The organism is Vibrio sp. R11-SG3-ISO9 (assembly GCF_059834255.1).
Genome location: NZ_JCBDGU010000016.1, coordinates 16,038 through 42,857 on the forward strand (window position 1 = coordinate 16,038; position 26,820 = coordinate 42,857).

Consider the following 26,820-nt stretch of genomic DNA (forward strand, 5'->3'; position numbering starts at 1 on the left):
CCTCTGCCTGACAGGATAACTACATTCAAAATTCCAATAATTTAAGGACAAAGCTATGCCAATGACAATCCTACTGTCATTCTTTTTCTTCACGGGCTTGGTGGTGTTTTACACCTGGTCACGCGTTAAGAATCAGAAAAATGACTCCAGAGATGGTTTCTTCCTCGGTGGTCGAAGCCTAACCGGTGGCCTTATCGCAAGCTCACTCATTCTAACTAACCTTTCCGCGACCAGTTTTGTTGGGATGAGTGCCCTATCCTTTAAAGGCAATATGTCTGTAATGGGGTATGAAGTAGCTTCAGGTATCACACTGATCATTATCGCACTCTTTTTGGTACCTCGTTACCTCAAACAAGGCATCACAACGATTCCTGATTTCTTAGAGTCTCGCTATGACCTGTCGGTAAAGCAGTTCGTAACCGTATTGTTCCTATTGAGCTATATCATCAACCTTCTACCAAACACACTATACGCAGGTGCAATGGTTATCGGTGGTATTTTCGACATCGAAAGCATGCTCGGAATTAGTCGTTTCCAAGCGATCCTACTTATCGCATCAATCATCGGTTTCCTAGGTCTTTTCTACGCTATCTATGGTGGTCTAAAAGCGGTGGTAATTGCAGATACGTTAAACGGTGTAGGTTTGATTGTCGGCGGTTTGATGATCCCAATTTTCGGTTTGATCGTGCTAGGTGACGGCAGTTTCATGGAAGGTATGGACGTTATTACAACCAACGCAACAGACAAGCTGCAAGCCGTTGGTGCCGAAGACGACCCTAACGTACCGTTCTCGACCATGTTCACTGGTTTATTGTTAGTTAACCTTTACTACTGGGGTACTGACCAAGCGATCATCCAACGTGCATTGGGTGCTAAGAACCTAAAAGAAGGTCAGAAAGGTGTAATCCTTGCCGGTGCAATCAAAGTTGTGACACCTCTGTTCCTAATCATCCCTGGCATCATTGCTTACCATATGTTTGGTACAGTAGACGCGACAGGTCAAAGCTACGAAGCGGATACCATGTACACGCGTTTAGTTAACGAAGTGCTGCCTAAACCCCTTGTAGGCTTCTTCCTAGCGGCAATGTTCGGCGCAATCCTATCGACCTTCAACGGCGTATTAAACTCGTCAACGACACTATTTACACTTAATGTCTACAAACCAATCTTTGATAAAGAAAACAAGCTCTCCGATGAACAGTTAGTCAACAAAGGTCGTTCATTCGGTCTGTTCATTGCAATCCTATCGGTGGGTATTGCCCCGTTCATCATGTTCGCACCGAATGGCCTATTCGACTTACTACAACGCTTGGCAGGCCTATTCAGTGTACCAATCTTCACTATCGTGTTTATGGGTTACATCACTAAGCGTGTTCCAGCGATGGCGGCGAAAGTTTCATTGGCAGTATTTGTTGCGGCTTACGGTATCGTACAGTTTACTCCAGCCTCGATGCACGATTACTTAGGTCCACTTAAGCCATTGGCTGAACTGCACTTCTTCCACCAGCTAGCAGTATTGTTCGTGCTATGTTGCGGCATTATGTTTGCTATCGGTAAAGTTCGTCCACGTGATACAGACTACGTGCTTCCAGTCAACGAAGCGATGGACATTAAACCTTGGGAGTTCCGCTTTGAAGCCTCTGCAGTGATTCTATACATGGTACTTGGCGCTTACATCACCTTCTCTGACCTAGGCTTGGTCGCAGGTGACACGTCATTCATGGTGACTTACGCGCTTTGCGGCATCGTAATTCTTGGTGGCCTATTTGCCCGCATTAGAAAGAAGAAAGCTCAAGCAGCGCAGCTTAATGCTCAGAACGCACAGTAACTAACTTACAACCCATAGAAAACAAGCAGAGCCCATTATCGGCTCTGCTTTTTTGTATGTGCTCAAAACAAGGTCAGCGAGCGTGTTCGACTATAGGCGGAGCGTTTGTATGTGAAGATAGCATGCACATCTAAATATATTTTCTATAATTTTTAGTGGTTTATGGTAAATTTGTTAAAAGTCGGATAGGCAGACAAACGAGCATGCTTGTTATTAGTAATGGTATGCATCAGGAAGAAGCATTGGATAGTCAATTTCAAGATGTAGAGAAAGAGTATCCGAATGCAAGTAGCACATTAGGAATTGTCATGTTGTCCATCTCACTACGTACTTTGCAAAGGGTTGGGGATGTTTTTCTTAGCGTGGTTCATGAGAAGAGAATGACGTTAGAATTAGTAGAAAATGAAAGTAGATTCTCTGTACAGCTACCCAACACATAACAAGGCGTTAAACGTAAAAATGGAGACCACATTGGAAAAGTGTAAATGTGCCGACTTTGAAGATTTAGAAATGCTCCGTAAGGTTATCTCAAAGCGTATCAAGGAATCTAAGAAGCTTAAGAAAGTTCTAAACCTTCTCACCAAATCAGAAGATGGTGAGCACGTTCTAATGAGTTGCAAAAGTTGTGGTCAATATTGGCAAAGTAGCCGAGCTTGGAATTGGGGTAACGACCCGTATCTTTTTCGAGTACCTGAAATAAAAAATGCAGATTGGCGACAAGAACCCTACGTACAACCTGATGAGCTATTAGTTTACGTGGCATCTTTACAGGATATTTTGTCACAGAGTAACTTCGAACCAAAGAATGAACCATGCAGAATGAAAGGCTGTGAACAGTCAGCAATAAAAGGGTTGGCTAATTGTTTGGAACATCATGTACAAAATCTTCAAAAAATAAATCAGTTGCCACAAAATCCAGAAGGTCGTTGGTTTCCTCCATACTTGGCGGAGAACTTCAAACCAACGTTCAACTAGGCACTCAATAGGCGTAGCAATCTCAGGAGGAGTAATGGAGTTAGTCAAAGCATCTACAGATGAGCATTGGAATATTGCATCCAATTTCTTAGCTCAAACGGTAGAGCGTTGTAATGAGAGAGGGCTACCCTTGTGGACTCACCAACAAGTGTCGGTGAAGGCATTGAAAAACAACTATGCTATCGAAAACTTATACCTATTGAAATCTGATCAGCATACTATCGGGTGTGTATTTATTAGTTTTGATTTCGATGATTTTTGGACAGACACGGATACAAAGGGAACCCTGTTTTTCCATAAGTTTGCAATTGGCAATGCATTCAACTCTAAAGGCTTTGGCTCGCAAGCATTGACCGCAATCCGTTTATTGGCTGAAGAACGTAGATGTATTTGGGTTCGTTGCGACTGTCATGGTGGCAGAGGGAGATTAAGAGCGTTTTATGAACGTAGCGGGTTCGAGTTTGTAGACAGACAAGAAATGTTGGGGTTCGATGTTGCTCGATACCAAATGCTGACAAAGCGTTCAAGACGAATTCACAACGCTTAACGCGGTGTCATATTTCTTGAGGAATTCCAATGTCAAGCCAGTTAGTCTTTAAAGTAATTGAGTTCGAACTCTTGTGTTCAATAACTAACGCTAAGCAAATAGTAGATTGGGCTGATGAGCAGATCATTTCGAGCGATGAGCCTGAAGAAATTCTATTTGATCTTTGTTTAACAACCTGCAAAGAAAAGCAACTTAAAATATTAGGTAGTCTGCATGCCAATTTGGAGAATGAAGCATTTGAGTTAGTTGCAATCAAACTATTGAAACGATACGAATTAGGTCTACTCGATTTCTTTGAAGTGACCAATAAGCTTGTAGCAATACATTATCATTCATCAAATCTGTCAGTTGATTTTACTAATTTCATAATATGGCTTGATGATGAGGCATGCTTAATAACTGAAGGCATAAAAGAACTAGAAACTGCAGAAGATGATTTAATTAGGTTCCTACTCGGTATCAAAGAAAAGCATAACAAGCGTTTAGAGTTTCAAGATGCTTTTTCTAATCCAAATTGGGTACTTTGAAGCTCATACGCTTACGTGTTTCTGCCCAAAAGCTTGCTAGGAATGAGTCCAACTTCGTACTCTTTTCCAAACTCCAAGAGTCGAAATAAAGTTGTGACCATCAGTTTTTCAGCGAGATTTATACGCGACCACATCAACATGAATTGATGTACAATACGCGCTTTAAATATTAGCCCCAATAACTCCCCATCGCACAAGGTGAATCTTGCGTTTAACTAGCTTTAAATACAAAACTCGTAAAGGCCCAGACTATCGTCATGGGGAACAAGCGTCGTTTATCGATATACGAGATACCTTTGGCATTGGCAGTATTCGTGTTGGTAAGTGGGTGAACCAAGAAGAGAAAGACTTGGCCGCTAATCTGATCTTTGATTCATTTGCAGACCTTGCTTATTTATTGGCGCTCCCCCCAAAAGCCATTGGGTTGCGAGGCAGTTTAAATCTCGCTTTCGGCAGCGGTGGACAAAAAGGCGTTCAGGCCCATTACGCACCGAATCAGAGAGAACTCGCGCTCGCGAAAAATGCCGGTGCTGGCGCTTTAGCCCACGAGTTTTGGCATGCCTTTGATCATTACATTGCAGAGAAAGCGTTTGATATTGGAGACAGATCTGGGCCACAAAGACGAACAATCTTCGCCAGTGACTGTTGGTTAAAAAACGCTGAGCACTTTCCGCATCCGTTGAATGACAGGTTACTGAAGATATTTGATGCGGCGCTGCTCACTGACGATCAGCAAGATCGACACGACTATGTGTCACGAAGTGTTTTAGCAGACAAAGCGATGGGAAGTCATTATTTCTCTCTACCAACGGAAATGATGGCGAGAGCATTTGAGTCAGTTGTCGAGTCGTGCTCTGGAATTGAAAATAGCTACTTAGTATCTGGGACAACCAAACCCGAACACATCAAAGTCTACCCTGATTTAGAACATCGCCTGAAGATTCACAATGCATTACAAGCCTACTTCAAACCTCTAGGGGAAGCTTTAAGTGGTTTGCAATAGAAGGCTCTAATATCGTATAACCAAGATTGAAAGCTCTTTATATCAACTAAAGACAACCAACTCATTTAACCTGTTGTCACATGGATGGACATCGCAATGCTGCCAACTCTCAGTATCCGAGCCTACACAAAGAAGCTCAACAGTCATTCGCATGATGATTACCACCAGCTTGTGCTTCCAGTTCAAGGCAACATCAATATTCAGATGGATAATTTCTCTGGAAAAGTGACTGTGGGTGAGTGTGTTGTGATTCCTGCAGGTACTACCCATGGTTTTCAAGCCGATGAAGCCGCTCGATTTATTGTTGCTGACATGCCAGCACTTCCAGACCATCTTCTCGATAGTGATGTGCACGTGTTTTCTACCACAACGCCACTACTGAGCTTTATCTACTTTGTAGAAAAACAGTTACAACACCAAGTGGATAAAGCGATAGAGTCTTCGATTCTCGATGTCTTTACTATGCTATTGACGCAGCAACCGATAACTTCAAAAATTGATCCTCGCATCCGCGCTGCACAGAGTGAGATTTTTGACAATTTAGCGAACCCTCTTTCAATTGCCGAGTTATCGAAAGTGGCTTGTCTGAGCCCGACTCAATTTAAGGTACTATTCAAAAACAACCTCGGTATGAGCGTCCAACAATACGTTACTCACCATAGAATGGAAAAAGCCAAAGCGCTTCTTACCCATACTGATTTACCCGTTCAAATTGTCGCTGAAAGAGTCGGCTACAACGATCTTTCTGCTTTTAGCCGACGCTTCTCTCTTCATTTCGGCCTACCCCCACGCCAGTTCACACGCAATTAAAAACGTCTTTTTAAAATACAATTTCGTCTTTTCAGCAAAGTACGGCCTTTATTCATCGCTTATCCTTTCAGCATCAAATGGATGTTCGGATTAAGAAATGATTACAACACGCTTTCAGTTAGCTCCTCATCAGCATGGGTCTATTTTTATATTACTGGCTTCAATCCTCTGGGGGACAACAGGTGCAGCGGCTACGTTAGTTCCGGAGGTGAGCCCATTGGCTATTGGTGCTTTCTCTATGGGCGTAGGTGGCATGATACAGGCCTTGTTAGCAAATACGGCCTTGAAAAAAGATGCTTCGTTACTAAAGCAACATAGAAAAGAGGTAGTGATTGGCGCGCTTGCATTGATGATCTATCCAATGGCTTTTTATACTTCGATGAGAATGGCTGGTGTTGCGACTGGCACCGTAGTTTCTATAGCTTCTGCCCCACTTTTCACTCTTCTTTTTGAGTGTCTATTTAGCACAAATAAGCATTTAAATATTCGTAAACTTTTTAGCTTAGTCGTCGGGATTATTGGCATTGTACTTCTCGTCAATGCCGAAACCACTCACAGTCACTCTGAACCGCAGCTTAAACTTTGGGGAATCTTACTAGGACTCGTCGCAGGTCTCAGTTACGCCACGTATTCCATAATGGCGAAAGAACTTATTAATAAAGGAGTTCAGTCACAGGCCGCTATGGGTGCCATCTTTGGGCTGGGAGCATGTTTACTTCTACCCACCCTGCTGGCATCAGGAGACAACCTATTTGCATCTCAAACCAATAGCCTGGTGCTCATTTATATGGCTGTGATTCCAATGGGCGTTGGCTACATCATGTTTGGCGTGGGATTAAGACACATCAATGCGAGCACAGCCAATATCTTAACGCTTTTCGAGCCTGTTGTTGCTGCAATCATCGCTGTCTTAATACTCGAAGAGCACATTCCTCCTATGGGATGGTTTGGAATCGCTTTAATCATGGTTTGCTTGTTTTTTCAGTCAACACAGAACGAGCAATCCGAAAACAAGCTGATCAAATCCTAACGATTGCACCAACACTGAACAAGATTGGCAACTTTTAGTGCAACACAATCATGGTTTTATATCTGCCCCCCATTAAATGGGCACTCCATCATTGGTACGTATATTGCTCACTATGTAGATTAAGGATTGTATACAATAATAAATACATTAAGGAAATCACATGGAACAACGTAACAGTGAATTGATCTACGGACTGGATGATCGCCCATCAGTCAAAGCCGCAAGTTATGCGGCGCTTCAACATGTTCTGGCTAGCTTTGTTGGCATTATCACACCCACTCTTATCATTGGTGGTGTACTTGGCTTGGGGGAACATATCCCCTATCTAATCAGTATGGCCTTGATGGTTTCTGGTGTTGGTACCTTTATTCAGGCGAAGCGAGTTGGCCCTGTCGGAGCAGGGATGATCTGTGTACAAGGCACCAGTTTCGCCTTCTTAGGCTCTGTCTTGGGCGCTGGCTTTCTCGTTAAAGCCAATGGTGGCGGTCCAGATGAAATGTTAGCGACTATTTTTGGCGTCTGCTTTTTTGGTGCCTTCATTGAAATTCTGCTTTCTCGCTTTATCGATAAGCTAAAGGTCGTCATCACTCCGGTCGTGACTGGTATTGTTATTACTACCATAGGTATCTCTTTAATTAAGGTTGGAATCACCGATATAGCCGGAGGTTTTGGTGCAGAAGACTTTGGTGCGCCAAGTAATCTTATGCTTGGCGCGATCGTTCTTGGAATCATCGTCGCTTTAAACCTTAGTCAGAACATCATGGTAAGACTGTCGTCGATCTTGATAGGTTTAAGCATCGGGTGGGCAATCGCGATTGCCATGGGTAAAGTATCTATGCCTGACTTCGCTTCTCAGCCGTTGTTGAGTATTCCTGTACCGTTCAAATACGGCTTTGCTTTCGACTGGCAAGCGTTTTTACCAATCGCCTTCATTTACTTAATCACGGCTATCGAGTCGACAGGTGACTTGACGGCAAACAGTATGTTCTCAGGCCAACCTATCCAAGGACCCAAATACATCAAACGCCTTAAGGCTGGCGTACTAGGTGATGGCGTTAACTCGCTCATAGCTGCCGTATTCAACACCTTCCCAAATACCACTTTCAGCCAGAATAACGGTGTGATTCACTTTACCGGTATCGCGAGTCGATACATTGGTTACTTTATCGCGGGCATTCTGTTCTTATTGGGGATGTTTCCAGTGTTGGGTGCAGTATTAATGACCATTCCAAAACCAGTATTGGGTGGGGCAACTCTTGTTATGTTCGGTACTGTCGCTGCGGCAGGTATTAAGATCATTGCTAATGAGGAGTTAGATCGCCGCCGTATTATGACTATCGCCATCTCTTTTGGCTTAGGCCTTGGCGTTATGCTCGTGCCTGATTTGCTAAAAGAAGCGCCTAAGTTAGTTCAAAGTATCTTTGGCTCTCCGGTTACTATGTCGGGTATCGCTGCGTTAATCATTACAGGGTTAATGGCGCTCATCCCTGAGAAAAGCGAAAAACCTTTACCAAGTAATACGCAAGCGAGTGAAGCTTAGTACAAGCATCAATAGTGATATGAGAATACTTCGGTTAGTTGACCAGACTTAGCTAACCGAAGTATTTCAACAATCGAGACGTCGCCTAGCTTCAATCATACAACTTTCGAAACTTGTCGAGACCAACGCCTAATCATATCCCAATTACGATAATCTCCATCCTCTACCCCTTTGACTATTGCAATTAGCTTAAGTGGGTACCGGTAATACCAAGGCATCAGTTTTGGTTGCAATGTACCTGAAAAACCAGCAATCATGATGGGCTCAACATTACGATTCATCTTAATCAATGTTTGATCGTAAACCTGTGGCGAATTGAATGAATTCGATGGCTGTTTTGCAAGCGCCAAACAAGTATAGAAATATGCCACAGATGTTGATGACAGTTCGTTTTGATACTTTCGGACATAATCTCGGACTTCAATTAGCCATCTGTCATAGCGGATTGGAGCGCCAATAATAACCGCTTCATCAGTATATGGGGCTCTTGCAACCTCTACGGGCAACACTTCCGTTGTTATGTCCAATTCTTGTAACTCTTGAGCCATGGCATGTGCAATTTCTGCGGTCGAACCAAAACCCGAACCGTACACAATCAATACTCTTTTTCTAGCCATACAAACCTCCCATATTTTGCGAAAAGCACAACCCAAACAAACTACCCCATGAGCAACGCTTGTTGAGTTTGTTTATTACATCCAATTAAGCGATGATTTGATTGACAGGAAATCGTCGAAGATTTGCAGGAAATACATTTATGGAAGACAAAGCCAGGCTAGCATTGTCAAAGTTTGATACGAAGAAACGGAAGAAGAGTGGTGCTAGCTCTCCCTTGAGTGAACTGAAAATGAGTAGCGTGTTTTACACTCACTCAACGATGAAGCAACCGTGGGGCATCAAAATGCCATCCATTCCATCGAGCACCATGTTCCACTTAATCCTTGAAGGCGAAGCGATTGTCATTGTCGATGGAACACAGATTAAGCTGAATGCCGGCGATTTTATTTTGCTTCCACGCGGGACTGGACATGACATCGTCGATATAAATAAGTCAGCTGCCACCGATTTATTTGAGAATGACATAGAAGAAATCACGGAGCACTATGAACGACTCACAACCAAAGGAACTGGCGACGCGACAACGACTCTATGTGGCACGGTTTTGTTTGAAAACGAGGTCACGACTTCAGTCATTACATCTATGCCTGAGTTCGTATTAATTGACTCACAATCACAGGCTCACGACACAATTAAGAGTGTCGTTCAAGCCATACATAGAGAAACGAAAAATGAAGAGTATGGCTCGGAATTAGTGGTGTCTAAATTGGCCGACGTGCTTATTCTACAGTGTATTCGAGCATGGATAGACCAAGTATCTGACGATAATCAGGGTTGGATAATGGCGCATACCGACAAACGCTTATCTCGCGCAATGAAGAGAATCCACAGCGACAGTGCTGCTAACATCGATATTGAAACGCTGGCTGATATTTCCGGGATGTCTCGTACCAGCTTCATTGAGTACTTCAAGAGAACTGTAGGGGAAACGCCCAAGAAATACATCACCGATTGGCGACTTTCGCTTGCCAGAGAAAAGCTGCTATATGGCAAGGCTCATATTCTCAATATCGCTCTCGACGTCGGGTATCAATCTGAGGCAGCCTTCAGCCGAGCCTATAAGAACAAATACGGTGAATCTCCATCAACCACTAAAAAGAATAGCCTAGCCCCAAAATCCTAGGCATCTGCGAAAACAGCCCGAATAAGCATTCAGGCTGTTCTTCATGTTTCACTTTTTACTCTCGATCAAAGCAGCTAATCCCAGTAACCGGCAGCGATCGTTTTAGATACATAGTCTGCGAACTTAGTCGGCTTACGTCCCGTCGCTTCTTCAACGCCATGAGTAAGATTTGAATTACGTCCATCGAAAACTACGGTGAACAACTCATTCAGCAACCATTGATAATCTTCTGGTAAGTTCTGGCTCTTAAGAATATCTAAATACGCTTCGATGCTCACAGAGGTAAACTTGATCTCCTTCCCGAGCTGTTTTGAAATCTCATCAACACAATCTTGAAACGTCATCAACTCCGGGCCTGTCACTTCATAGAGGCGATTGCGCTTACTTGGATCAACCAATGCCGCCACCGCAACTTCTGCAATATCATCAGTGTCAATAAATGGCTCTGGGGTATCGCCTGCGGGTAACACAAGTTCGCCTTCTAAAATACCTTGAGCCATAAAGCTCTCGCTAAAGTTTTGCGCGAACCACGAGGCTCTAACAATGTTCCAATCTAAACCACTATCGATAAGAATACGTTCTGCTTTTTCTGCGCCCTCTTCGCCACGCCCAGACAGCAATACGATATGCTCTACACCTTGCGCTTTAGCAACCTCTACGAACGCACTGATGTCTCCCTCAGCGTTAGACACTGCCAAGTCAGGTTGATAGGTAACATAAGCTGAGCGTGCTCCCTTCAGTGCAGTAGGCCAAGAGCTTCGCGCCTCCCAGTCAAAATAGGTCGCCGCGCTGCGAGAAACTTGGCGTGTTTCAATACCAAGATCGCACAGACGTTTGTTAACTCGAACACCGGTTTTGGCATTTTTACCAATAATGACAATAGGTCTTGTTGGGGTAGCGTCTGACATAATCGTTCTCCTATAAATATCGGTTACCGCTTGAATGCAGAACCATGATGGCTTAGGAAAACCTATGACTGAATGATGTAGAATCCGGATTTATTGATAGAAAGTTCGGGATGTTATAGCCGATTTTCGTCATATAGAATGAAAACACTTTATCTTTCCGTCGCTTGTATTGAAAAATAAAACAATATACTGCGAGAAAACCTACCTGCCCTCACACAAAATATGGTTAAGTTACCCATTCACCAAAGAAATCTATAAAGTGCAGATCATTCTATCAATAACAAATCTAGTGAGAATAATAGAGGATCACAATGCATCTCTATACATGGAAAAAAGAGTACAGCTTAGATGTAGAAGAGCTCGATCTTCAACATAAGAACTTGTTGGCAATGATTAACAAACTGATCATGTTTCAGAACGAGTCCAAAGCAATTGTACGCCGCTTAATTGATGAGGTGATTGCTTACGCTGAGTTTCACTTTTTAAGTGAAGATAACATCATGATGATCACCCATTACGACGGGTTCGAGCAGCACCAAAAGGTGCACCAAATGCTGCTTAAAAAACTAAGGAACAAATACACGCATTACGTTAATGGCCAGCTCGATTTGAAAGAAATCATCGTTTTTATGGCGCGATGGCTCATCGACCATATCATCGCAGAACAAAATGATCGTGCTTTAGCAAGATACTTACGCTCTTCAGACAAGTACCGTCATCTGCTGACTTTGGAGAATTGCGGTTAAGTCCCAAAAGTTGTTAAGAATACGACCTGCCAAAGCGCGGACATCAACAAGCTAACCAATATCACCGAATTGATAGTACATTTCGGTGGCCTGACAAGAATAATCCCAAAGCTCACCTGCAACTTCCTGATTCAGTGCCGTATCCTTTAGGCGCTCTTTCACAGGGCGCCCACGAATACCAAACTTTGGACCGATAAAATCCCCACTTTGGTATTCTTGCGCGCAACACGCCATAAGCAAGGATTGAACACCCTCCTCTATTGGAGAAGCGAGCCATTTGGAAACCATACCACCTACGCCTTGTGTTTGTTGCCTCTCACTCGCGGTTAGGCCCGGGTGGACTGCGATCGATTGTGCATCAATACCATTCGATTTAAACATCTTGTGGAGTTGGCAAAAGAACAACATGTTTGCAAGCTTGCTATCACCGTCTGACTTTATTCGATGGTAAGGCCTCTTCTTCCAATCAAGATCATCAAAGCGTATTTCCCCAAACTTATACCCACCGCTACTCACTGTAACGACTCTTGCTCCGGGCGTTATTCTAATTATCGGTAGCAAGCACCCTGTGAGTAAAAAGTGGCCTAAGTGGTTTGTCGCGAAGTGCATTTCATGGCCCAGATCTGTATGCTGAAGTTCACTTAGATTCACCACACCTGCATTGTTCAGCAAGATATCAAGACGTTCATGCCTCTCAATAACCGTATCAGCAAAATGCCGAACGGATGTAAAGTCAGTCAGATCGAGTAAACCATTCTCGATATCCGCGTCCGGAACAAGCTTGAGCATTTTCTCTTTGGCTGACACACCTTTCTCATTGCTCCTGCAGCCAATAATCACCCTACAACCGGCTTGCGCTAGTACCATCGCACTCTGAAATCCAAGGCCTGCATTACCACCGGTAACAATAGCAACTTTACCCGTTAAATCAGGCATATCTAGGGTTGTCCACTTACAACTCATTCCCAAAGTCCTCATCGTTGATATTAAAGAGGGTTGAGCTTAATCTATGTGGTATACCACACAGTCAAGAGATTAATCATGCGTATTGGAGAGTTGTGCAGACAAGCAGGTGTATCAAAGGAACTTGTTAGGCACTATGAATCGTTGGGTTTAATATCCTCTTCATCAGTGCAGGCAGGAAGTCGAGTATATCGGGAGTTTGACGAACAAGCATTGAACAGGCTTTACCTGATTCAAAAAGCAAAAAATATGGGTTTAACGCTAAAGCAGATTAAGCCACTGCTTGATGCGTTTCTAAACTATGACATGTCCGATACAGAGGCGATTTCCATTTTACTCAAGCAGTCTGAACGCATGGATGAAATCATTCAGCAGGCGCAAGATGTCAAGAATCTCATCCAAGACCAAATTGACAAAATAGAAGGGAAAGTGGAACGTCACTGCGAGAATCACAAGTACCTTTTCCCACGGAGCGAACAAGCTGAATGAATTGGTTATGTTTCGTTTAACAGAGCTATCAAAGATCAACCTCCAGAAGTCGTTCAGTTGATTTAATCTAGCAAACTGTCTTGGTAGATCATCTTTTTACTCATTCCCCCATCAACAACCAAGTTATGGCCATTAACAAAGTCATTGTTTGGATGTGTTAGAAACAGACACGCATTAACAACGTCCTCAGCTTTACCTACTCTACCTGATGGATGCTGTTGATGATCGAAACTATCAAGCTCATCATACCCTTCCACTTGAATCCAGCCCGGACTGACCGCGTTGACTGTAATTGGGGTTTCTGACAACGAGATGGCCATAGATTGTGTCATGGAAACCACACCACCTTTTGATGCGCCGTAAGCATCCCAACCCGATTCGTTTTGATTCCAGCGCGTAGAAGCGATATTGATTATTCGCCCATAAGGTTGAGCATGATTCAACTCAATAAATCGTCGAGAGCAGGCAAACGCACCTTTGAGATTGACATCAATCACACGTGAAAACTCTTCAAACGTGAGTTGTTCAATAGGCTTATTAAAGTTGGCAATCGCACCATTATTGATGAGCACATCAACTTTGCCATATTGACTTTTGATCCCGTTAAAAGCTTGATCTACCGACTCAGGGTTTCCTAAATCAACAAGGTGAAAATCGACATTCGGATTCTGGTTTGGGGCAATGTCAAATACGATCACTTTTGCTTGTTGCTCTAGATAAGCCATAGCGAGGTGTTGACCGATGCCTTGGCTACCACCAGTAATGACGACCACTTTATCTTTATACATTCTGCGTTCTTAATTGTTTGTAATGGTCTCAATTCTAGAGTGAAAAAGCATAAAAACATAGGTGAGGCTATCGTTATATCAAACTTGAAAGAGACTAAATAAACTGGTGCGAATTCTTAGTCGTGCCTCCTTGAATCGGTGAATAGAGAGAATATACGTAGCCTTTTCAGGCATTCAGTCGATTTAGGCATATCTATGCCATCAATCCAATAACGATATTACTTATACATCACGACCAACTAACTCCATAAATAATGACTAGTATCTATGAACGTTAAGTGAGCCGTGCGATTTGCTCCCTGACAGTCTCTAAAGCGGACTGCAATTGTGGACGGCTTAGTGGACCTGCAAGTGAAATCCTCACCGCTGCTGGCACTTCATACCTACCCACAGCAAACATTTCTGCTTCCCTCACTCTGACTCCATATTTCAACAACGACTGGTTAAAATTATAACCGGTTAATGGCTCGGGCAAACGTAACCATACATTATAGCCAGGAACGCCAATCTGAACTTCGGGAAATACAGCCTCCCAGATGCGATGGCGAGCACTCAGTTCCATCGCAATCTCTTCGTCGACCGACTGCATAGCACCACTGCTTAACCAACGACAAAGCAAATCTATTATTAAAGGACTAACATACATACAACTGGCTCGTAGCGCTCGTTGCAGTAACTCTTTGAAAGACAGAGGAAGAATGATAAAGCCCAGTCGCAATCCACCCGCGAAGTACTTAGAAAAACTGCCCACGTATAAGGTAATATCCGGAGCAATAGCGACTAAAGGACTCTTTCGATGAGATGGCGGACAGTAGAGCACGTCGTCCTCAATAATCAACACATTGTAACGACGACATATCTCTATGATTTTTAGCCTTCGACTATCTGTTAACTGAGCTCCAGTCGGGTTTTGTATTCCCGGCGTCAGATAAAGCAGTTTGGGACGATGTCTCTTACAATGTAAAACCAGATCTTCTGGATCTAATCCGTGTTCATCGACTTTTACTGGCACTAGTTTTCGTTCGGATTGCTGGCACGCATAAATGAACTCTGGATAACACAGCCCTTCGGCAAGAATAGTATCTTTAGGACGGCTTAATGCTTGAATAATCAACGAGATCCCGTGTTGTCCTCCATGAGTCCACACTAGACGCCGTGCATCAATGTCGATATTAAATTTGGTCATCAGCCATTGTCGAAGAGTCTCGTTATGACCTTGAATGCCATCAGCAGAGTAGTAATCCAGCACGGCTGCCTGGGCAATTTCCTCGTGAGATAGTTCTTTCAGCGCATTCGCTAGAAATTTCGGCTGCGATACTAACAAAGGTCGGCAGCGCGCCAAATCAATTCCTTTCTCTTCCAATACTGGATGATAAAAGTGGTTCAGTTCAGTTTCTCTGTTCCGAACATAAGTACCGCTTCCTACTTTTGGCTCTGTTAAGCCCCTCTGCTCAAGCTCCTGATACGCTCTTGTCACGGTTCCAACCGTCACACCCAAGCGATAAGACAAAATACGCTGAGGGGGTAATTTCGTATCTGGTTCGAGTTCACCACTCTCTATCACCTCAGCAATCGCATCAGCCAGTGCCATAAACTTAGGTCCCGAACGACCCGATATATCAGGGACTAACATTGTCTCTCTCCAAAGGGGTACAATTAATTCTTGTATTCAGGATAAATAAGGCCTGACGAAAATGAAATTAAAGAATTGTCACCATGACGCATTAACTGTAGGTCTGTCTCACTTCGCCCCATTACTCTTAGCTCAGAAGCACTTATTTGAGAGGAAAGGAAATGACAACATTATGGGATCTAATGCCAGCGATGAGTTTATTTGCGTTTGTTACTGCCATCACACCCGGTCCAAATAACTTATTGCTCGCCAACTCAGGGGCACAATTTGGTATCCGGAAGTCATGGCGACACCTAATTGGTATACGTATTGGTGTTATCGGGTTAATTCTGCTTTGCGCGTGTGGTGTCGGTGTTGCAATCCAAACTCATCCAAATTGGTATCTCGCCATAAAATACATCGGTCTGGCTTACATGTTCTGGTTGATCATAAAGCTGTTGTGTACCAATTCTTTCGCGGGTAAAGCCACCGAAAGCAAACCAATCAACGTAACTCAAGCTACGTTGTTTCAACTGGGTAACATGAAGGCTTGGATGGCATCACTTGCTTTGGTCACAAGCTATAGCCTCCCCTCTGACTATTGGTTATCCGTCACATTGATTTCTTTCGTGTTTACGACGTTCGGACTGTTTGCCAATATGACTTGGGTCTGGGTTGGTCAAAAAATCCGTGTTTATCTCAATACCACAATAAAGCAGCGTATGTTCAATATCAGCCTAGCAGCGATAACATTTGTATCATTGTTACCAGTGTTTAAGGACTCAATCTGAATAAGGAATATTAGTGTTTAATATAACTACAATAGTTGATGATCTAAATTCGCATTCCGAAAAGCAGTGTACTTTGGGACAGAAGCTTACTAGCAAGTCCCATTGTGCTGTCTCATAAACTCTGGGAATAAAAGGGTTGTTCCGCTAAATGACCGCTGGCTACAACGACTAGCGGCTCTCGAGTTCAAGTTTAGGTGAATCGTCAAATGTGCGCCCAACACTGACACTTTATTCAGCTAAAGGAGTAAACCTCCCTCCTTTTTCTATAGCCCGTTGGTATGCCGGACGTTGACGCATTCTATTCAGAAACTCATGCACATTAGGGTACTCTTTTCCAATACCCACCCTGATTTCGGCGACTTCTAAGCAATACCCCATCGCTATATCTGCTGCAGTGAGCTCCTCACCCGATAACCAAATCGATTGAGATAACTGTTGATCCATATAACGCAAATGACGGTGATATCGGACCCAAAGATAACCATCTCTGACTTTATTCACAACCAGACTCATGATGGGTTTTAAAAAGAGTGGGACTTTTGAAACCATACGTTTAAAGATTAAAGCATCCAACATTAGTGGCATGAAGCTAGCTTGTGTGGCATGCATCCAATACAAATAACGCACTCTCTGGCTAGAGTTTGGCTCGGGGCGTAATGTTGAGCTTGGGTACTTATCCAAGATGTAGTCCATGATTGCTCCAGTCTCTGGTAACACCAAATCTTGATCCGTAATTGTGGGAGACGTCCCTATCACATGCAGCTTTTTGTATTCCTCTGGAGCCAAAGTTTGGGGCCCTACTCGTTTATAGTGTTGTAGCTGATAGTCCACATTTAACTCTTCCAGAAGCCAAAGGATCCTTATGGATTGTGAATTCTCTAAATGATGGACAGTGATCATGATCTTCTCCTACTCTCTAAGTTGTCGGGGCAACACTCACTAATGACGACCTTGCGTACGTAACAGCTAATTCACAGTAAGGTGCGTATCCTTTTATTAAAAATATATTCCACGGATTATATTTACAAGGACTTTATGTTGAATTTGGTAAGAAAAGTTATGTTTAGATGTGCGCTAGGCATAAAAAAGCCGACCTAGAGTTAGGTCGGCTTTCGAGTTCAATCGGCGGCTTAATTAGAGTTTTTTCAATAACTCGTAAAGCTTTTCAGCATCCCCAGGGGAAAAATCTAAACTGACGCTGAGGAGCTGTTGGTCAGCATCGATGTGTGCTTGCTCTCCAGCCTCGGTAATATGAATGTACACAACACGCTGATCTTGACTATCGCGTCGCTTTTCAATGAGTGCAGCGTCCATCAATTTATTCAGAGCACGCGATACGTTCGGACTCTCATCTGTCATTAGCTTTTTTATTTGATTTACGGTCAGATACTTTTCTGGAGCTTTTGACAATACATGGAGTATCTCAAGCTGTATCAAAGACAATCCCGTCGGCTTAAGCTTACGAGTCATCTCAGACTTCATTTCTTGACCAATACAGGCGATCAGCCCTATTACCTTTTGGGAAACGTCTAAATCAGAATTAATAATCGCTTGTTTATTAGCCATTTAATAAGATCTTTTTCTCAATCATGTTGAAAGTAAGAATAACCAATTGGTGAAAATGGAGCAAACAACTAGACACCTATTTGCTAAATCGTTTGACAGTGGAGAATTTTCAGATCTAATATATTCCACGGAATATAAATCCAAGGACTTAAAATTCATACTCATTTAGTAAGGTTTCCTATGAATACCCCAATACTTCATCGTTCGCTTAAATCCCCCTACGCACAAAAAGTCATGTTGTTGATGGGGTATTTAGAACAACCCTACCTCTCTTTCATCGCTCCGAAAGGAATGCCCAGACCCATTGAGGAAATTTTGGTGGGTGAGTACAGCAGACGTATACCTATCCTTCAAATCGGTGCAGACATGTATTGTGACTCTGAACTTATCCTTAGGGTGATGGCTGAACGTAACAACGCATACTCACTAAACCACTACCCTTCTCTCAAAGAAGCGAAACAGTGGATAAAAAGAATAGAGACAGAGGGAAACAACGCCATCTTCGAATCAGTAAAACCTATAGAGATGCTGATCGCCTACTTCAAAAACATGCCACCTAACCATGCGTTGCGCTTCATTACAGACCGAATCAAGCTTGCAAAAACACTCAAAAGACCCAACGCAGAGCTGTCACATAAAGAAAAAACTGCCATTGCGCGCCGCTATTTAGAGCAGCTTAACCAACAACTCCTTAATCGAGACTTTTTACTAACGGAGAACAAACCGACATCCGTTGATTTCACTGCTTTCACAATGCTCTACTTTTTAGACATGATAAATGGGATGAAGGCGGCGCAGGGGCTGGAGCATCTTCAGCAGTGGTATAAAACAATGTCTAAATTTAGCACGGGAAGATATACAGAAATTGACGGGGACAAATGTCTCGACATTGCCGGTCATGCAGCACCGTCATCGATAGCGCAACAATACCTCAACTCACCACGTATTGGTCAGAGCATCACATTTCGTAATGGGGGGTTCATGGCGAATATGAATCAGGGCGTAAAAGGAGTCATCGTCGGAGAAGATGAAAACACGATCATCATACGCAGAGAACACGAACGAGTAGGCACTGTGCATATTCATTTCCCCAAGTTGGATTATTAAGTAGCCAATTCATCCCATCATCTAAAAACATCAAGGGCATATTAAATGTTACCCGACGACTTTACTTCGTTAGCTGGACTTCACCTCTTTTGCAATCCGTACTCTAACTGTGCAGGTCGCGTCATGCTTGCTGTTGCGGAAAAGGGGATTGAGACGCAAATCCACATTGTCGATCTACTAAAAGGTGAGCAATTGAGTTCAAAATACTACGCAATTAACCCAACTTGCGACGTACCGGCAATAGTACATGATGGTGAAGCAATGGGAGACAGCATCACTATTCTCCGCTATTTAGAAGCAATGTTTCCTGAGCAATCACTTACACCAAGCAATAAAGACCATGCAGTCAAGATGGAGGAGCTTCTCGATCTCGCTTCACATTCTCACATGGATTATATCGTCCCTTGGATATACGCCAAAGGTTTTGGACGCCTACCAACACCTAAACAAAAAGCGTTTTATGACCAATACGTTCCTCATCGTTCTCAGTTTCACAATCATCGTATAACGGTAGCACCTGATGTTGTACTCAAAGAGTCTGAAGTCAAAATAGCGAATACTTTATCAATACTGGAACAGAAACTATCCCAACAGCGCTACTTAGTCGGAAGCACTTACTCTATGGCTGATATCGCGTGGTTTCCAACGCTGTATTTATTGGGGAAAGTGTTCGCGTACCCACTAAATGACTACCCTAATTTGGTTCGGTGGATGAAAGATATTGAAAATCGTCCTGCATTCCTCAATGGGGTCAAAGCGTACATGTCACCAATTCCTAATTGGTTACTTCGCTTAATTGTAAAATTCGTGCGTCTCACTGGCGGCAGGAGATAGTTAAACTTGAGTGAGCACCAAAAAGAGGCAGCGGTACGTCATAGGCAATTCCATTCACCTATGACTTGCTTCTGTTCGCTCAAGCAATCAGTTTTACTAGGTTAGCAGTAGTATCGACATTGCAATAACCAAACGGCAATGCAGCCATTAACCTTCAGAAAGCGGGCGTAGGAAGATCTGCTCACGTAGAACTTGCCAGCGCTCATCTTCAAAGCGCAATTCGATATTACACAGCAGCTTCATTTCTTCTCCATTCATCCCACTGTGCTTACGGCTTAATACACACACCGCTGAATCTCCTAAAATATGGAAATCATGCCATTCTGCCCATGTATTGAGTTGGTGTTTGCCTTCTTCAGCTTGCTTGGCAAAATGCGCTTTAAACTCCACTTTATTGAATGTTTGAACTGTACTGTCGGGCATGATCAGGGTGGTATGAAAATCTTGGTGGTAGATCGTCTCTAAAGCTTCAATATCAAAGTTCGTTGCACGGTCAATCAGGTGATCCATAGCTTCACGAATAGCTTGTTTGGTATGAGTTGGTTTCATCTTCTATCTCTCTCTATCGATAATTCGGTTGACGAAGAAGATAGTAACCACTGTAGATTTGTTATAGAACCAGGCTAAAATGAACACCATCTATTCCAATATCGAATACATCCATGAACAAGCTAGGCGCAATGCGCGTATTTCTACGTGTTATACAGACAGGCAGCTTTTCAGCCGCAGCCAGGGAGCAAAATACTTCCCAAGCGACGATCAGCAAAAAAGTGGCCGCATTAGAAGATAATCTAGGTGTAAAACTGATCACGCGCACCAGTCGCGAACTGTCACTGACTCAGGCCGGTCAAGAGTATTACGAACACTGCACAACCATTATTCAGGAGATTGAAGAGGTCGAAGCCAGTGTTCGCTCGCAAGTAAGTTCACCTAAGGGAACATTGCGTATTGCTGCACCTGCGCCGCTTGCGCGGATCTTACTCGCTCCGTTGATTGCCGAGTTTTTATCTAAATACCCTGAGATTGAGATAGATATGGTGATCGATGAGCGTCATATCGATCTCGTGGCTGAAGGTATCGACGTCGCGATTCGCGCAAGAAACCTGGAAGATTCCACCTTGATTGCGAGACCATTGTTTAGCAATCCATTACTACTCGTAGCTTCACCCAGTTACATAGAGAAGCATGGGATGCCTAAACATCCACTCGACCTCAAAGGTCACGATTGCATTGTCTATACCTTCAATCGTTCACTCAACAACTGGCACTTTAGTAACACCGACCAACAGATATCAGTGCCCGTTCGCGGGGTCTTTCGCAGCAATAGTGGTGAAACCAATTTAGAAATGGCGCTCGCAGGGTTAGGCATTACTCAATTGCCAATATGGATGACCGATGAATATCTAAAGACAGGTGAGCTTGTTACGGTGCTCGAAGGATTCCCAAGTGATTCGATTCCAATCAACGCTATCTACCCTCAAAGTCGGCATATCCCGTTGAAAGTGCGTTGCTTCGTGAACTATCTCCAAGACAAACTTCGTGGCAAGTACCCTTAGACATGCCATTCATGTCTCGATAACTTCTAGAAAAACCTTACTACTATTGGTTCGACAAATAATCGACAACAAGCGTGTCAGGCTCAAAAGAAATCGAAAAATGAGTAAAGAACATGTCGAGTTACAATACCTATTCGCTATCCAGAGCATCCATCACACTTCATTGGCTTGCTGGCAGCATGATGATCTACATGCTCTTATCTGGATTATTGATGGAGAGTTTGGAGGTAGAGTGGTTTTTTGACTCTCATACATCACTAGGCGTCGCTATCATCGCTGTATTAATCCCGCGGATTGCATGGCGCATTATTGAAGGCTGGCCAGAATCAGTAGGAGATTACAGCCGCACAGAGAAATATTTGGGTAAAGCCGTACATTGGTTGCTGATGTTGTGCATGATTATGATGCCATTATCTGGTGTCGTTATGTCTGTAGCAGGAGGACATGGCCTTCACATCTTTGCATTGGAAGTATGGCCGGAAACCGTCGACCCAAACACTCCTGGTGAAGTGTTAATACTGTCTCCTACCCTCCAAGAGTTGTCTGAAACAGTTCATCACATCATAGGTCAGTACCTTCTACCCATTGCTTTGGTATTACACGTAGCAGGAGCGGTAAAACATCACATCATCGATAAAGACCGAACCCTACTAAGAATGCTCGGACGATAGACTGTAAAGACAATCTAACCCCATTATTGAGGGCACGTGTCCCATGACATCTTGCCCTCAAAACTCAAAATACCAAACAAAGCTTTCCCTTAACCCTTCAAAAGTCTCTGGGGACAATGGGGGTTGTTTTGAGTACAACACATCGATGCATAGGTTAAATATGCTAGGAGGCATTATCAAACACCTGTAAGCAGTGATGTTGAACTTCACTATGTCGACATAGCCAAATAGTTTGTTCGCAACGATAAGGGCACCCCGTCACAGTGATCACGTTCAACCCATGTTCCTTAGCGACATAGTCGGGAAGATACGCCAAAAGTGGCTGGTGCTTTACCAATGCAATCAATGTTGAAATAGTGTCTACACGCGCGGATATTCGACGGCTGAACTCCTCGTCATGCCAACCGTCAAGGCTTCTATGTTTTTCCATGGCACCATAAATAGGCTTCGACGGGACAACGAAAGAGTGGTGAAGCAAATTTTCAATCGCGACCACTTCCCCACGCGCTTCCGAGAACAATGGGTGACTTTGATTAGCGACGGTAACAAAGTTTGCCTGACTCAACTCTGTTGATATTAACTGGCGTTCATGCGGCGGGAACCCACTTAAGCTGGACACTAGTGCAATGTCGACCTCGTATTTATTAAGCAGCGTAAGGTCTTGAGCACTCTTTGTTTCAAGCGAAATATTGTGATTATGACTTAACAAACGCTCAATCAAACTTGGTACGAAATACCCCAGTACCGCCTCAGAACCACTAACACGTATATGTGGACGACGTGGCTTTCCTAGCTCCCGTTCAATTTTGTCATTGATAGCCAGCATCTCAATCACTCGCTGAAACAGCATATTGCCAGCCTCGGTAAGCACCCATTGTGTGCCATGTTTCGAAAACAATTGTTGTTGATAATAGGCTTCGATACGTTTAATCAATTTCGATACGGTACCGGGCTGCATGCCTAACTGCTTAGCGGCCTCACGCATACTCGGCGCTTTAGCTACCTCAACAAACACTGCCAAATCATTCAGTTTCATCGCTCTTACCTTGTTTCCATTTTAGAAACACTTGGTGAAATAATGTTTCTTAATTTTATCACTTTAACTCTCTAAAATGGAGCTAATCAACGGATACAGAGGAAACAGTATGCGACGCTTTCAACCTTTAAATCTCGCAACTCATACACTGAAAAATCGACTTGTAGTACCGCCAATGGCTTCACAGACAGCAACTACAAATGGATTAGCAACTACAGCAACCATTGAACATTACCGAAACTTATCACGCTCTGGCGCTGCGCTCGTCATGGTTGAATATAGCTTTGTCCATACATCAGGCAAGAGTGAACCCAACCAGCTTGGCGCTCACAGTGATGAGTGCATAGAAGGAATGACAACCATTGCTGATACGATCCATAGCGCCGGTGCGAAAGCTGGCTTTCAGCTCACTCATTGCGGCGGCAAAGCACAACTCGATATCTGCCCTAATTTAATGGGTCCTTCGGGGATAACAGTACCGGCGTATGACAGAACGTTACCTCAGCCACAAGTTATGTCAGTCGATGATATCAAGCTATGGATCGCATCATTTGTACAAGCAGCCATTAGAGTTGAGAAAGCCGGTTTTGATTTTGTTGAGCTGCATTGCGCCCATGGTTATGGCCTTAACCAAGTTTTGTCACCGGTCACGAATCAAAGAGACGACCAATATGGAGGGTCGTTGAAAAATCGTATTCGAATGGTTGTTGAGATAATCCAAGCCATTCGCTTGAACACCCAGTTAGCGATCATGGTGCGCATTCCTGGACAAGATCTCTACCCACAAGGGCTAACCCAAGAAAACATGGTTGAGGTGTGTCAGTCTTTCGTTGCATCTGGAGTCAGTATCATTGATGTCTCCTCTGGAATTGGCGGCTGGAATCGACCAAAAGACCGACGGGGTGAAGGCTATTTAGTCTCAGAGGCCCATTATCTTAAGAAAGCGGATTTAGGAGTACCTATCATTGGTGTGGGCGGGATAGAAACGGTTGACTATATTGAACAAGCGTTGGAACATTCTTATTTCGATCTCGCTGCCGTCGGGCGGGCTATATTACGCCACCCAGGCCAATTTGCGGAAAACGTAATGACAGCGCATCCATCAGTACTAGTTTAAAACAAGCCATCAAGATAACTTCCATTGTCACCAAACTTCTGGGGACAATGGGTTGTTTTGGGTAAGAGGCTGAGAATATTAGAGAAGGAATAAGCTTGAAGCCCTAACTCATTTTTGGACAAAAGCTTCTTAGGCTACGTACTAAAAATAGAAAAGCACGGATAACTTTTACTATCAGAAAGGCGCTGTTGATCAATTCCGGTGACAGAGCGCAATAACCCCATTCGGTCTCCCATAATTATGCTGCTTGACTGCGCGCACGTATTCTAGGTCTATAGCTTTCTTCATCACTTTGACCCTAGCTAGGGTTTCTCCTATCTACGCATTGAAGCTTTGTGCAATGCCCAGCCTCGTTGGTGCGGGATAGTATGTGATGGTTTAATCCGTCATATGAGAGTTATTCAAATCCCTGAACCACCGTAAACTCCAATCATCAACTACTCATTGGAGACAAACATGAAAATCAAAACCCTTACAATTGCCCTATTAGCTAGTTCAATCACTGCAGGTATCGCGAATGCTTGTACTTCTGTAGCCTGGAATAATGAACTGGGAACATACACATCCAGAACAATGGACTGGATGGAGTCAACCAAGCCTGTTCTCGGTAACATTAACAAGGGAGATATTCGCTCAATGCAGGGAAACAACATGGGTGACAACTACACGGTTAAATACGACATGGTAGCGGTACTCGCCTATGGGGAGTTAGTTGCTGATGGTGTAAACAGTGAAGGCATGAAAGTTGACACTCTGTTTTATCCTGATATGACAATGGATGAAGTGGAAAGTGACTCTGACCTGACTCAATTCACGTTGGCTGAATACCTACTCGCTAACTATGCGTCTGTTGAAGAAGTTGTTAACGCTCTTCCGACATTAAAGTACGGTTCAATAATGATGGCTGGTATGCCAGTTGAAATGAAGCTTCACTGGTCTGTCACCGATAAAAGCGGCGACCGCTTGGTGATTGAAATGGACGATGATGGACTCAACACCTACCGCGGTGAAGAAGCGATGGTAATGACTAACGACCCATCAATGAAACTACAAATCGAAACGAGAAATAAAGTTAAACATACTTGGGAAGATGCAACTCGTGACACTGATTATGGCTCTATTGGTAACGGTAACTCACCGAGTCGTTTTGTTCACGCAAGTTACTTTGTCAGCAAGCTTCATCAACCAGAAACGGACCTTGGTGCCATGATGAAATTATCCACTGTACCTTTCCGAGTACCTGCAGATGCGCCATACAAAGACTTTGGAAATGGTAATGGTGTTTCTAGCTACGCAACAGAATGGACGTTAACCCAGAGTTTAGAAACAGGTGAAAGCGTTTTTGAATACAACTTTGACAACAATTGGAACACAGTGCGTTTCAATGTGTACGAGATGATGGGCAAGGAATTCCGTTTACCGCTAACCCAATCTTTTATGGTTAATATCTAAAATAACCAAATACTACCCCAAGCCTTACTCTCACAAGAGTAAGGCTTTTTTTTCGTTCTATATCTCGTCCTAGAAAAACATTATTGCTTAACTCAATCTCTCTGGGACTGCGCTAGTGGTTCTAGATTTGTTCTCACGACTAACGCATCCGCACATCCATTATGGAAGCTAAGTCAGTGTCAGAAGAGTAAATCAATGCTAAGTTAATATTATTAAAACAACTTTCCTTTGAGGTAACTCTGGTTATGAACTTCAGCATTGAGCAGCTTTTGGCTTTCGTTACCGTTTATGAAGAACGCTCTTTCAGTAAAGCTGCTGCAAAGCTCAACAAACACAGAACGACTACAGGGCAAGTCATCGCCAACTTGGAAGATGTGTTGGCCGTTGAGCTGTTTGAACGCATTGGCCGAACCGTAGAGCCGACCGAAGAGGGCGAACTGCTTTATCACTACGCCAAGTCGACCATAGACCAATCCAAGATCTTCGACAAAATCGCTTTAAGCCTCTCTTACGGTGGCCTTGAACGCATTAACTTTGCCTACTCTAGCGTGGTGCCTCACGGCTTGCTTTCTGCAATTCGAGAACAGCTGGCTCTAGACTTCCCCAATATGCGCGTTAACTTTTTGGTGAAAACTAAGCAAGAAGTGGAAGAAGGTATTAACGATGGCGAGATCCACTTTGGTTTAGTCAATATCGACAAAAGCAAAGGCATGTATGGCAAGGATTCGACCTTCATCGGGCACATGGAGTTTCTGCCGTTTGTGAAAAAAGGCAGTGCACTAACCAAACTCCCTGAAGATCAGGTGTTAAGTGCATTACGAACCACTCGTCAATTTGTATTGCGAGCATTCGTTCATGATGGTTTAAAAGAGAAGATTGTTGTCTCAGCCGACAACGAAGAGGTCGATCAACTGGCGTTGGCGATCAAGCTTGTCCAGAGTGATTTAGGTTGGGCATGGTTTCCTAAAGTGCTTTCGGAATCACAATACGTGACTGAACATCTTGAGCCCCTTAAACTCGATGAACTTAAGCACGGTTTGAAGTTTTCGTTCGCGCTCTGGAATACCCACTCCAAGCCAATTCTAGAGATCAAAAAATCCATTATCAAAGCGGTAGACGAGTACATTAAGCACTTCGTATCGCTGCAAGCAGAACGTCATTAAACGAAGGGGCAACCTCTGCC

General features: G+C 43.5%; 29 protein-coding genes. 20 read left to right on the forward strand and 9 right to left on the reverse strand.

Going from position 1 to position 26,820, the window contains the following annotated elements; translation table 11 throughout:
• Positions 1-55 precede the first annotated feature (55 nt).
• From AC6R05_RS05750 to AC6R05_RS05785, 8 genes are all read left to right on the forward strand, one after another.
• Entirely contained in the window at positions 56-1,828 is a 1,773-nt protein-coding gene (locus AC6R05_RS05750) for a solute:sodium symporter family transporter (protein ID WP_500646837.1), read from the forward strand.
• Between the two features lie 402 nt (positions 1,829-2,230).
• A complete protein-coding gene (locus AC6R05_RS05755; protein ID WP_500646838.1) occupies positions 2,231-2,803 on the forward strand; it encodes a hypothetical protein in 573 nt (190 codons plus the stop codon).
• 34 nt (positions 2,804-2,837) lie between these two features.
• The gene (locus AC6R05_RS05760; RefSeq protein WP_500646839.1) at positions 2,838-3,350 is read left to right on the forward strand and encodes a GNAT family N-acetyltransferase; all 513 of its coding nucleotides are present in this window, start codon (positions 2,838-2,840) and stop codon (positions 3,348-3,350) included.
• Positions 3,351-3,379: 29 nt separating this feature from the next.
• Entirely contained in the window at positions 3,380-3,877 is a 498-nt protein-coding gene (locus tag AC6R05_RS05765; RefSeq protein ID WP_500646840.1) for a hypothetical protein, read from the forward strand.
• A 205-nt stretch (positions 3,878-4,082) separates the two neighbouring features.
• On the forward strand, positions 4,083-4,880 hold the full coding sequence (locus tag AC6R05_RS05770; RefSeq protein WP_500646841.1) for a CLCA_X family protein: 798 nt from the start codon (positions 4,083-4,085) through the stop codon (positions 4,878-4,880).
• 96 nt (positions 4,881-4,976) lie between these two features.
• Positions 4,977-5,690 carry a helix-turn-helix domain-containing protein gene (locus AC6R05_RS05775; RefSeq protein WP_500646842.1) on the forward strand — a complete coding sequence of 238 codons (714 nt, stop codon included), beginning with the start codon at positions 4,977-4,979 and terminating at the stop codon, positions 5,688-5,690.
• Between the two features lie 97 nt (positions 5,691-5,787).
• Positions 5,788-6,720, forward strand: coding sequence for a DMT family transporter (locus AC6R05_RS05780; protein ID WP_500646843.1), 933 nt, complete (start codon positions 5,788-5,790; stop codon positions 6,718-6,720).
• 160 nt (positions 6,721-6,880) lie between these two features.
• Positions 6,881-8,260 (forward strand): nucleobase:cation symporter-2 family protein, encoded by a 1,380-nt coding sequence (locus AC6R05_RS05785; RefSeq protein WP_500646844.1) that lies wholly within the window; start codon positions 6,881-6,883, stop codon positions 8,258-8,260.
• 95 nt (positions 8,261-8,355) lie between these two features.
• On the opposite strand, the gene AC6R05_RS05790 is transcribed toward AC6R05_RS05785, so the two are convergent.
• Positions 8,356-8,853, reverse strand: coding sequence for a flavodoxin domain-containing protein (locus AC6R05_RS05790; RefSeq protein ID WP_500646845.1), 498 nt, complete (start codon positions 8,851-8,853; stop codon positions 8,356-8,358).
• Between AC6R05_RS05790 and AC6R05_RS05795 the strand changes: the two genes are divergently transcribed.
• The gene (locus tag AC6R05_RS05795; RefSeq protein WP_408695645.1) at positions 8,812-8,943 is read left to right on the forward strand and encodes a hypothetical protein; all 132 of its coding nucleotides are present in this window, start codon (positions 8,812-8,814) and stop codon (positions 8,941-8,943) included. The two genes, AC6R05_RS05790 and AC6R05_RS05795, sit on opposite strands and share 42 nt — an antisense overlap.
• 74 nt (positions 8,944-9,017) lie before the next feature.
• Positions 9,018-10,001, forward strand: a complete 984-nt coding sequence (locus tag AC6R05_RS05800; protein WP_500646846.1) for an AraC family transcriptional regulator — start codon at positions 9,018-9,020, stop codon at positions 9,999-10,001.
• Positions 10,002-10,075: 74 nt separating this feature from the next.
• On the opposite strand, the gene AC6R05_RS05805 is transcribed toward AC6R05_RS05800, so the two are convergent.
• Positions 10,076-10,909: an NmrA family NAD(P)-binding protein gene (locus AC6R05_RS05805; protein WP_500646847.1), complete on the reverse strand. Its 834-nt coding sequence runs from the start codon at positions 10,907-10,909 to the stop codon at positions 10,076-10,078.
• 311 nt (positions 10,910-11,220) lie between these two features.
• On the opposite strand from AC6R05_RS05805, the gene AC6R05_RS05810 reads away from it, so the two are divergent.
• Positions 11,221-11,655 carry a bacteriohemerythrin gene (locus AC6R05_RS05810; RefSeq protein WP_285401053.1) on the forward strand — a complete coding sequence of 145 codons (435 nt, stop codon included), beginning with the start codon at positions 11,221-11,223 and terminating at the stop codon, positions 11,653-11,655.
• Positions 11,656-11,706: 51 nt separating this feature from the next.
• Here AC6R05_RS05810 and AC6R05_RS05815 read toward each other — a convergent pair whose 3' ends face one another.
• The gene (locus AC6R05_RS05815) at positions 11,707-12,618 is read right to left on the reverse strand and encodes an SDR family NAD(P)-dependent oxidoreductase (RefSeq protein WP_500646848.1); all 912 of its coding nucleotides are present in this window, start codon (positions 12,616-12,618) and stop codon (positions 11,707-11,709) included.
• Between the two features lie 78 nt (positions 12,619-12,696).
• Between AC6R05_RS05815 and AC6R05_RS05820 the strand changes: the two genes are divergently transcribed.
• Positions 12,697-13,107: a MerR family transcriptional regulator gene (locus AC6R05_RS05820; RefSeq protein ID WP_500646849.1), complete on the forward strand. Its 411-nt coding sequence runs from the start codon at positions 12,697-12,699 to the stop codon at positions 13,105-13,107.
• Positions 13,108-13,169: 62 nt separating this feature from the next.
• On the opposite strand, the gene AC6R05_RS05825 is transcribed toward AC6R05_RS05820, so the two are convergent.
• Both AC6R05_RS05825 and AC6R05_RS05830 read right to left on the reverse strand, forming a co-directional pair.
• Entirely contained in the window at positions 13,170-13,895 is a 726-nt protein-coding gene (locus AC6R05_RS05825) for an SDR family NAD(P)-dependent oxidoreductase (protein WP_500646850.1), read from the reverse strand.
• Between the two features lie 274 nt (positions 13,896-14,169).
• Entirely contained in the window at positions 14,170-15,528 is a 1,359-nt protein-coding gene (locus tag AC6R05_RS05830) for an aminotransferase-like domain-containing protein (RefSeq protein ID WP_500646851.1), read from the reverse strand.
• A gap of 161 nt (positions 15,529-15,689) precedes the next feature.
• On the opposite strand from AC6R05_RS05830, the gene AC6R05_RS05835 reads away from it, so the two are divergent.
• Complete coding sequence (locus AC6R05_RS05835) at positions 15,690-16,298, forward strand: LysE family translocator (RefSeq protein WP_500646852.1); 609 nt, start codon at positions 15,690-15,692, stop codon at positions 16,296-16,298.
• 228 nt (positions 16,299-16,526) lie between these two features.
• Here the strand turns inward: AC6R05_RS05835 and AC6R05_RS05840 are convergent, their stop codons facing one another.
• Positions 16,527-17,198 (reverse strand): glutathione S-transferase family protein, encoded by a 672-nt coding sequence (locus AC6R05_RS05840; RefSeq protein WP_500646853.1) that lies wholly within the window; start codon positions 17,196-17,198, stop codon positions 16,527-16,529.
• 234 nt (positions 17,199-17,432) lie between these two features.
• On the reverse strand, positions 17,433-17,864 hold the full coding sequence (locus tag AC6R05_RS05845) for a MarR family winged helix-turn-helix transcriptional regulator (RefSeq protein WP_500646854.1): 432 nt from the start codon (positions 17,862-17,864) through the stop codon (positions 17,433-17,435).
• 180 nt (positions 17,865-18,044) lie between these two features.
• Between AC6R05_RS05845 and AC6R05_RS05850 the strand changes: the two genes are divergently transcribed.
• Both AC6R05_RS05850 and AC6R05_RS05855 read left to right on the forward strand, forming a co-directional pair.
• Positions 18,045-18,971, forward strand: a complete 927-nt coding sequence (locus AC6R05_RS05850; RefSeq protein ID WP_500646855.1) for a glutathione S-transferase N-terminal domain-containing protein — start codon at positions 18,045-18,047, stop codon at positions 18,969-18,971.
• A 45-nt stretch (positions 18,972-19,016) separates the two neighbouring features.
• Complete coding sequence (locus AC6R05_RS05855) at positions 19,017-19,805, forward strand: glutathione S-transferase family protein (protein ID WP_500646856.1); 789 nt, start codon at positions 19,017-19,019, stop codon at positions 19,803-19,805.
• Between the two features lie 147 nt (positions 19,806-19,952).
• Here the strand turns inward: AC6R05_RS05855 and AC6R05_RS05860 are convergent, their stop codons facing one another.
• Entirely contained in the window at positions 19,953-20,354 is a 402-nt protein-coding gene (locus AC6R05_RS05860) for a nuclear transport factor 2 family protein (protein WP_285465983.1), read from the reverse strand.
• A 113-nt stretch (positions 20,355-20,467) separates the two neighbouring features.
• On the opposite strand from AC6R05_RS05860, the gene AC6R05_RS05865 reads away from it, so the two are divergent.
• A complete protein-coding gene (locus AC6R05_RS05865; RefSeq protein ID WP_500646857.1) occupies positions 20,468-21,361 on the forward strand; it encodes a LysR family transcriptional regulator in 894 nt (297 codons plus the stop codon).
• Positions 21,362-21,474: 113 nt separating this feature from the next.
• On the forward strand, positions 21,475-22,032 hold the full coding sequence (locus AC6R05_RS05870) for a cytochrome b (protein ID WP_285465985.1): 558 nt from the start codon (positions 21,475-21,477) through the stop codon (positions 22,030-22,032).
• Positions 22,033-22,195: 163 nt separating this feature from the next.
• Here the strand turns inward: AC6R05_RS05870 and AC6R05_RS05875 are convergent, their stop codons facing one another.
• Positions 22,196-23,068 (reverse strand): LysR family transcriptional regulator, encoded by an 873-nt coding sequence (locus AC6R05_RS05875; RefSeq protein ID WP_500646858.1) that lies wholly within the window; start codon positions 23,066-23,068, stop codon positions 22,196-22,198.
• A 109-nt stretch (positions 23,069-23,177) separates the two neighbouring features.
• Between AC6R05_RS05875 and AC6R05_RS05880 the strand changes: the two genes are divergently transcribed.
• The 3 genes from AC6R05_RS05880 (at position 23,178) to AC6R05_RS05890 (ending at position 26,800) form a co-directional block, all read left to right on the forward strand.
• Entirely contained in the window at positions 23,178-24,185 is a 1,008-nt protein-coding gene (locus tag AC6R05_RS05880) for an NADH:flavin oxidoreductase (protein ID WP_500646859.1), read from the forward strand.
• A gap of 456 nt (positions 24,186-24,641) precedes the next feature.
• Positions 24,642-25,637, forward strand: coding sequence for a linear amide C-N hydrolase (locus tag AC6R05_RS05885; protein WP_500646860.1), 996 nt, complete (start codon positions 24,642-24,644; stop codon positions 25,635-25,637).
• A 245-nt stretch (positions 25,638-25,882) separates the two neighbouring features.
• Positions 25,883-26,800 carry a LysR family transcriptional regulator gene (locus AC6R05_RS05890; protein ID WP_500646861.1) on the forward strand — a complete coding sequence of 306 codons (918 nt, stop codon included), beginning with the start codon at positions 25,883-25,885 and terminating at the stop codon, positions 26,798-26,800.
• The last annotated feature ends 20 nt before the right edge of the window (positions 26,801-26,820 follow it).

Coding starts and splice junctions, on each gene's coding strand:
- AC6R05_RS05890 (WP_500646861.1), top strand. CDS start 25,883: ATGAACTTCAGCATTGAGCAGCTTTTGGCTTTCGTTACCGTTTATGAA.
- AC6R05_RS05800 (WP_500646846.1), top strand. CDS start 9,018: ATGGAAGACAAAGCCAGGCTAGCATTGTCAAAGTTTGATACGAAGAAA.
- AC6R05_RS05815 (WP_500646848.1), bottom strand. CDS start 12,618: ATGAGTTGTAAGTGGACAACCCTAGATATGCCTGATTTAACGGGTAAA.
- AC6R05_RS05840 (WP_500646853.1), bottom strand. CDS start 17,198: ATGATCACTGTCCATCATTTAGAGAATTCACAATCCATAAGGATCCTT.
- AC6R05_RS05835 (WP_500646852.1), top strand. CDS start 15,690: ATGACAACATTATGGGATCTAATGCCAGCGATGAGTTTATTTGCGTTT.
- AC6R05_RS05825 (WP_500646850.1), bottom strand. CDS start 13,895: ATGTATAAAGATAAAGTGGTCGTCATTACTGGTGGTAGCCAAGGCATC.
- AC6R05_RS05810 (WP_285401053.1), top strand. CDS start 11,221: ATGCATCTCTATACATGGAAAAAAGAGTACAGCTTAGATGTAGAAGAG.
- AC6R05_RS05780 (WP_500646843.1), top strand. CDS start 5,788: ATGATTACAACACGCTTTCAGTTAGCTCCTCATCAGCATGGGTCTATT.
- AC6R05_RS05865 (WP_500646857.1), top strand. CDS start 20,468: ATGAACAAGCTAGGCGCAATGCGCGTATTTCTACGTGTTATACAGACA.
- AC6R05_RS05750 (WP_500646837.1), top strand. CDS start 56: ATGCCAATGACAATCCTACTGTCATTCTTTTTCTTCACGGGCTTGGTG.
- AC6R05_RS05760 (WP_500646839.1), top strand. CDS start 2,838: ATGGAGTTAGTCAAAGCATCTACAGATGAGCATTGGAATATTGCATCC.
- AC6R05_RS05850 (WP_500646855.1), top strand. CDS start 18,045: ATGAATACCCCAATACTTCATCGTTCGCTTAAATCCCCCTACGCACAA.
- AC6R05_RS05860 (WP_285465983.1), bottom strand. CDS start 20,354: ATGAAACCAACTCATACCAAACAAGCTATTCGTGAAGCTATGGATCAC.
- AC6R05_RS05880 (WP_500646859.1), top strand. CDS start 23,178: ATGCGACGCTTTCAACCTTTAAATCTCGCAACTCATACACTGAAAAAT.
- AC6R05_RS05885 (WP_500646860.1), top strand. CDS start 24,642: ATGAAAATCAAAACCCTTACAATTGCCCTATTAGCTAGTTCAATCACT.
- AC6R05_RS05755 (WP_500646838.1), top strand. CDS start 2,231: ATGAAAGTAGATTCTCTGTACAGCTACCCAACACATAACAAGGCGTTA.
- AC6R05_RS05830 (WP_500646851.1), bottom strand. CDS start 15,528: ATGTTAGTCCCTGATATATCGGGTCGTTCGGGACCTAAGTTTATGGCA.
- AC6R05_RS05765 (WP_500646840.1), top strand. CDS start 3,380: ATGTCAAGCCAGTTAGTCTTTAAAGTAATTGAGTTCGAACTCTTGTGT.
- AC6R05_RS05870 (WP_285465985.1), top strand. CDS start 21,475: ATGTCGAGTTACAATACCTATTCGCTATCCAGAGCATCCATCACACTT.
- AC6R05_RS05795 (WP_408695645.1), top strand. CDS start 8,812: ATGTGCAATTTCTGCGGTCGAACCAAAACCCGAACCGTACACAATCAA.
- AC6R05_RS05785 (WP_500646844.1), top strand. CDS start 6,881: ATGGAACAACGTAACAGTGAATTGATCTACGGACTGGATGATCGCCCA.
- AC6R05_RS05805 (WP_500646847.1), bottom strand. CDS start 10,909: ATGTCAGACGCTACCCCAACAAGACCTATTGTCATTATTGGTAAAAAT.
- AC6R05_RS05875 (WP_500646858.1), bottom strand. CDS start 23,068: ATGAAACTGAATGATTTGGCAGTGTTTGTTGAGGTAGCTAAAGCGCCG.
- AC6R05_RS05775 (WP_500646842.1), top strand. CDS start 4,977: ATGCTGCCAACTCTCAGTATCCGAGCCTACACAAAGAAGCTCAACAGT.
- AC6R05_RS05845 (WP_500646854.1), bottom strand. CDS start 17,864: ATGGCTAATAAACAAGCGATTATTAATTCTGATTTAGACGTTTCCCAA.
- AC6R05_RS05855 (WP_500646856.1), top strand. CDS start 19,017: ATGTTACCCGACGACTTTACTTCGTTAGCTGGACTTCACCTCTTTTGC.
- AC6R05_RS05820 (WP_500646849.1), top strand. CDS start 12,697: ATGCGTATTGGAGAGTTGTGCAGACAAGCAGGTGTATCAAAGGAACTT.